Raw genomic sequence first — 6,018 nt, 5'->3', positions numbered from 1 at the left:
CGTTACTTTTTCGTTCATGTCTATTTGTTAACTTATTATAGTTATCAATTTTTTAAAAAGCAAGCCTATTTTTACTAACTATTTTCAAGAAATTTTTTTATTATATTTCACAATAGCATTATGCAACTACCACTTAATTTACCTATTTTGTTATTTCTCCAGTTTGTAAATCAACGGTTCATATATAAATATCCCATTCTAAAACACGTACATATCCACCCCACAAAATTATATCAATAAAATTTTTAATACAATCTTTTTGTATAACTTTCTTCTAAAGAACGTGCAACATCTTCTTCTGAAGTATTCACTTTCGCATGCTCCAGCAACATTTTTGCTGCTGAAGGTAACGCTTTTTTATTTAACCAAGATTCCGGATCCCACATCTTAGAACGAATAAAAGCTTTTGCACAATGAATATAACACTCTTCTATTTCAACAACAATTCCAAGTAGCGGATTACGTCCATTCACCTGCATTTCTTGCAAAATTTCTTCGTCGTTTGTTATATACGCTCGGCCATTTATTCTGAGTGTCTCCCCAAGACCTGGAATAAAAAAGATTAATCCTATACGTGGATTGGAAATAATATTCAAAATGGAGTCTATACGACGATTGCCTGGTCTTTCTGGAATGATAATTTTATTATGATTTAATACGTATACAAATCCAGGTGTATCTCCTCTCGGCGAAGCATCACACTCTCCTAATTTATTTGCCGTAGATAATACTAGAAAAGGAGATTTAGACAGAAAGCCTACGCAATGGTGGTCTAATGATGAAATAACTTTTTTTAAAGCTCGTTCACTTGGTTGCCCCAATATTTCCCGTAAATCCTTCTCTGTTGAAATAATCGATTTTATTTCCTTACCCTCTATTCCCACTAATAACGACCCTTTTTCTTTATTTTCCCAAAATTCAATACGAATATTGTATAATAAAATTTGCAGAAAGGGGAATTTAAATGGCAGAGTGGTTAACTATATTTGATACTGAAAGAAACATACTTGGGAAGAAATTACGTGATGAAGTGCATCGTGACGGTGATTGGCACGAAACATTTCATTGTTGGTTTGTAGAAAAAGATGCTGAAGATATGTTTTTATATTTCCAATTACGCTCTAAAAATAAGAAAGAAGCTCCACTTATATGGGATATTACTTCAGCTGGACATATTATGCATGATGAAGATGTACAAATTGGTGGTCTTCGTGAAATTGAAGAAGAATTAGGACTTTTCTTTCAAACTACTGATTTAGCATACAAAGGAATCTTTACAATAGATTATGAAATTTCAAATCTTACGGATCGCGAGTTTTGTCATATGTATTTTCACAATGTCATCCAGCCACTTCCATTCGCACCAGGTGAAGAAGTAGACGATGTGATGAAAATACATGCAACTTCTTTTCTACAACTATTAAAAAGAGAGATTTCATCCTTTACAGCTATTTCTGTTTTAAACAATAAACCGATAACGATAACATTTGAAGATATTTATCCATATGATCTTGCGTACTATGAATTTGTTGTTGAACAAGGAAAAGAACTACTAAAAAATAATAGTTTGTAAATATAATAGGACTCCTATCTATCATTGACTGAGAGTCCTATTTTCCTTATCATCATTGTTCAAGTCTCTTTAATCTCTTCTCTACTCGTATAAATAAGCGAATGATTAACAATACCATGACGACCATAATCACTGCTGTTGTATGGGGATATCTAAACAGTATACTAATAAAACTTCCTATTAACATCATGATGAAACCATTTTGTTTCATCATTTCTGCACTGTACCTATTACCCGCGTCCCATAGTTCCTTATTTTTCATAGATCGTTTCGTACGGTAACCATATGCAGCGTTAATATCCGTTGGTGGATTTTTTTGAAGGATAAGTGCAGCAAGTAAAAATATAACACCAATCAATATACTCATTCCTATGTTTACTAATGCATAGATCAATTATATCCCCCCTAACTTACACTCTCATTATACGATACAACCCTATTTTTTCCAATTTATAGCACATTCACTTTCTTTCTTTCGATGTCTGAAACATGCTTGGAAGTGTTACAAAACGTGCTCCTTTCGTTTTTAACTGCGGAATAATTTTGTCTAGCGCCTCTACAGATCCTTGCAAATGCCCGCCTGGAGTTGAATGCTGTAGTATGACACTACCAGGAAATGAGTTCCCTAACACATTATTTGTAATCGTATCAGCACTTACACCTTTCCAATCAACCGTATCAACACTCCACTGTACAATCATAAAATTTTGCTCTGTTGCCCACTTCAATTGATTTTCAAGTATTTCACCATACGGCGGACGAATAAACTTTGGTGCATAACCAGCTAAACGATTTAATATTTCTTCTGTTTTTATTATTTGATTACGGTACTCAGCGTCATTTACTTTCGCTAAATTTGGATGGCTATACGTATGATTGCCAATTACATGCCCTTCATTCGCAATACGCTTTACTACATTCGGAAACTTTTCTGCGTTTTCACCAAGCAGGAAAAAAGTAGCTTTTACATTATGTTGTTTTAACTTATCTAATATTTTTGGCGTAAATTCTAAATCCGGTCCATCATCAAATGTAAGAGCGACTTCCGCTTTATTGTACGGTCCTGAAAATGCGTACGCATATTTTTCAACCCATGAAAATGGTGTCCACGATCCACGCTCATCTGCTTTTATTTGTACTTCATAGCTTTGAGGGATATATGCGTATGGCAATGCGCTTATATAGTCTCCATAATAAAATGAGTTATATGGCATATACGCATACGAAACATCTCGTTCTAGTCCCCATTGATATGGAGCAAACATTTCTGGCGAATAAAAATAATACATGATAAAAAACCTCCCTAAATTTTCATATGTGATTCCTCTGCACTTTGTTAGAGAAATTGTTATTCATAAACAAAAATAAGACTGTCCTTAATTAAGACAGTCTTACTGCTTACTATTATTAATAAATCGATGTACTATCTTTTGGCAAAGCTTTCACATGTTTTAAATAGTTCGTCACTTTATCATCATCATCTTGCGGATATCGATATCCATATGTGTTAGCAATTTCATTCGCCACTTCCCTAAATAAATCACCCATAACAAAGAATGACTCCCATATGTTCTCATATTCTGCATTAGAAAATGTCCTTTTAAATTGTATCCACATATCTTTTTCAAAATACTGTTCGAAATGCTTTCCAAACTTCCCTGTATTAACTGCAAAGTCTGTTTTCATACCAATATGCCATTCTAGCATTACGATTAACATATCTCGCACTGGGCCATCAAGCATCCCTTTCACATAAGAAAGTTCTTCTCTCCATAATCCTTTTGCCACATTGGTACTACACCACCAAAACTCATTACAGCAATCTAAAAACTCTTTTTCTGTAGGCTTTTTTATTAAGTAATCTTTATCGCTTGCTGGCGGGAATTCCTCCATACAATTATCTTTATCGAGAAGCAATTTACTTAAACTATCTTGTCCAACGAACTTTTTTATTAAATCGACCGGAACTAATGTTAAATCGATCCGATTCCCATCCATGAACTGCATTAAATACGGAAACTTTCCGTCTCCATCTGGTGGAACTAATGACATTTCTTCCGGCATTTGTACAATCTTTATTTCTCCAAATCTACGTATCCAATTATGATTAGATGTAAAAGATTGTATTTCATTTACAACATACATAATATCATAGTCTTGAAAAAAATCTTTTTTCACATTCGGATTTACACGTGATCCATTCATAATGACTGCTCGGATTCTTTCATCCTCTTTTGCTGTATTAATAATTAAGTCTAGCATTTCTTTTTCAGTTCTCATTTACTCACAACCTCCAATTTTTTATATAAAATATAGTAATATGTATATAGGAGGTCCACGAGCTAACTGCGTTGTATACGATACATGTTATAATTTTTCAAACATCTTTTTCATTCTATTTATCTCCTTTCGTTATTCTTTTACGAAAATGTAGAATCTTTCGGTATTAATACATCACTCACATATTGATCAACAACCGTCCATTTCTCAATCATACTCATGAAAATACCAGCCCTTCAATTTTTCAATGCTTTTCTACTATTCACTTTTGATTATAACGAAAATTCTGTCTTATATACAAAAAATAAAGAAGGGATATCCATTCCATTACAGAATAGATATCCCTTCTTTGCTTATAATTTTAGCCCTTACGGATTAGTAGACCAAAGTCCAGCTGATTTAATAAATGTACGTTTATTTAATTTCAGCTGCGCTACGATAAACTCTGCAATATCTTCTGCTTGCATTACTTTATCCGGATTTCCATCAGTTAATCCTAAATCTACAGCCATATCAGTTGCTACTGTACTTGGAGTTAAAGCAGTTACACGAATGTTATGTTTACGAACTTCCATCGCTAACGATTCAGTTAAACCAAGAACACCAAATTTAGAAGCACTATATGCACTTGTTACAGGTGCACCTTTTTGTCCTGCTGTAGATGAAATATTAATAATATCACCAGATTGTTGCTCAATCATGCTTGGTAAAGCTGCACGAGTTGCATAGTATACACCCATTAAGTTTACTTGAATGATTTTTTCCCAATCAGCAACGTCTAATTCTAAAAACTTACCAAATTTAGAAATACCAGCGTTATTAATTAAAATATCGATAGATCCTAAACCGTTTTTTAACGTCTCAATTGCAGTAGTCACTTCCTCATATGAAGATACATCGGCAGTCGCAATAACAGCTTTTACGCCTTCTGCTTCTACTTCTTTCGCTACAGCTTTTAAGTTTTCTTCTGAACGAGCTAATAGACCTACATTTACGCCTTCTTTCGCTAATGCAATCGCTACAGCACGACCAATCCCTCTACCTGCCCCTGTAATTAAAGCATTTTTACCTTGTAATAATTCTGCCAAGTATAACACTCCTTAATCGTCTCAGTTGTTTATTATTATATTAAAAGTGTAACTATATTTATGTAAAAAGGCAATGATGCACTTTCATGTGCGTAGGTTACTTGTAGGTAACTATAGAAAGTTTTTATTTATCCCGTATTAACGGGCAGTAAGACCCCCCCTCAAAATTCAATGGAAGCAAAGAAGCTAGGTGGGGGATCAACCGCCCGTAAAAAAAACCGATTGGTTCAACTAATAATCAGTGGGGGATGAACAAGACCCCCACTAATTAAAGTTTCACTTTATAAGTCTCATGTTTTTGCCATTATTCATGTAAAATAAAAATAAATCTACCATAGGAGAGGATATGTGTATGAAAAGAAAAAAACGGTTCTTGTCACTAACTGTAGTCGGACTATGTATCATATTTTTGGGGATATACCTTATATTTGGTAATCCTCTAAACTATAAAGTTATAGAACAAGATACCAGTGATTACCTTCATACTATAAAAGGTTATAAACAAGAAGATATACAAAGTATCACTGGAAAATATACTCCTATTTATAATATCGGTTATTATGCATCTGTTGTATATAAAGACGAACCATATTTTACATACTCTTACAAATATGATGATAGTAAAAAAATCATACAAGATAACGGGATTTTAGGACGGCATACTGAATCATTTGAGCATTTGAATTTAAACTGGTCACTGTTCGACCAATTAGTAGAAGGCATTCATACAAACTTGCAAAAAAGGGGATTAAGTGAAAATACGGATTATTCTATACGATACGTTCAATTCATTGATATAGATGATGATAAAAACGGTGCAGAAGCATACGTTGACTTTAAGAAAGATAAAGAATCTGATTACTCTTACCGTATGAATAGCGAAGGAAAAGCTTATCAATATAACTGCAGCAATGGTAAATGTATTTATAAAGAGAAATAGTGTTAGAAGATATCATCCTAACACTATTTCTCTTTATATTTAGGAATACACACAATAAATTCCTTGCGCTTGCCTTGCTTATCAATATAACTGCAGCAATGGTAAATGTATTTATAAAGAGAAATAGTGTTAGAAGA

7 protein-coding genes and 1 pseudogene are annotated in these 6,018 nt (G+C 33.4%); 2 read left to right on the top strand and 6 right to left on the bottom strand.

Going from position 1 to position 6,018, the window contains the following annotated elements; translation table 11 throughout:
* Nucleotides 1-245: 245 nt before the first annotated feature.
* Entirely contained in the window at nucleotides 246-884 is a 639-nt protein-coding gene (locus DN390_RS29915) for a pyridoxamine 5'-phosphate oxidase family protein (RefSeq protein WP_147809297.1), read from the bottom strand.
* Nucleotides 885-964: 80 nt separating this feature from the next.
* On the opposite strand from DN390_RS29915, the gene DN390_RS29910 reads away from it, so the two are divergent.
* On the top strand, nucleotides 965-1,573 hold the full coding sequence (locus tag DN390_RS29910; RefSeq protein WP_147809296.1) for an NUDIX hydrolase: 609 nt from the start codon (nucleotides 965-967) through the stop codon (nucleotides 1,571-1,573).
* A 52-nt stretch (nucleotides 1,574-1,625) separates the two neighbouring features.
* Here the strand turns inward: DN390_RS29910 and DN390_RS29905 are convergent, their stop codons facing one another.
* The 5 genes and pseudogenes from DN390_RS29905 to DN390_RS29885 all read right to left on the bottom strand — a co-directional run bounded on the left by DN390_RS29905 (nucleotide 1,626) and on the right by DN390_RS29885 (nucleotide 4,941).
* Nucleotides 1,626-1,964, bottom strand: a complete 339-nt coding sequence (locus tag DN390_RS29905; protein ID WP_304521085.1) for an SdpI family protein — start codon at nucleotides 1,962-1,964, stop codon at nucleotides 1,626-1,628.
* A gap of 70 nt (nucleotides 1,965-2,034) precedes the next feature.
* Nucleotides 2,035-2,862, bottom strand: a complete 828-nt coding sequence (locus DN390_RS29900) for a peptidoglycan-N-acetylglucosamine deacetylase (RefSeq protein WP_147809294.1) — start codon at nucleotides 2,860-2,862, stop codon at nucleotides 2,035-2,037.
* Nucleotides 2,863-2,980: 118 nt separating this feature from the next.
* On the bottom strand, nucleotides 2,981-3,853 hold the full coding sequence (locus DN390_RS29895) for an aminoglycoside 6-adenylyltransferase (protein WP_147809293.1): 873 nt from the start codon (nucleotides 3,851-3,853) through the stop codon (nucleotides 2,981-2,983).
* Between the two features lie 149 nt (nucleotides 3,854-4,002).
* Nucleotides 4,003-4,074 (bottom strand): annotated as a pseudogene (locus DN390_RS29890) (methyltransferase); the annotation flags it as partial.
* Between the two features lie 147 nt (nucleotides 4,075-4,221).
* A complete protein-coding gene (locus DN390_RS29885; RefSeq protein WP_000818985.1) occupies nucleotides 4,222-4,941 on the bottom strand; it encodes a 3-ketoacyl-ACP reductase in 720 nt (239 codons plus the stop codon).
* A gap of 352 nt (nucleotides 4,942-5,293) precedes the next feature.
* On the opposite strand from DN390_RS29885, the gene DN390_RS29880 reads away from it, so the two are divergent.
* Nucleotides 5,294-5,881 carry a DUF3139 domain-containing protein gene (locus DN390_RS29880; RefSeq protein WP_147809292.1) on the top strand — a complete coding sequence of 196 codons (588 nt, stop codon included), beginning with the start codon at nucleotides 5,294-5,296 and terminating at the stop codon, nucleotides 5,879-5,881.
* The last annotated feature ends 137 nt before the right edge of the window (nucleotides 5,882-6,018 follow it).

The organism is Bacillus sp. SH7-1, from assembly GCF_008042405.1.
GTDB classification, from domain to species: Bacteria; Bacillota; Bacilli; order Bacillales; family Bacillaceae_G; genus Bacillus_A; species Bacillus_A thuringiensis_N.
The sequence above is the reverse complement of the archived record's forward strand: the minus strand, read 5'-3'. Positions and strand labels throughout refer to the sequence as shown.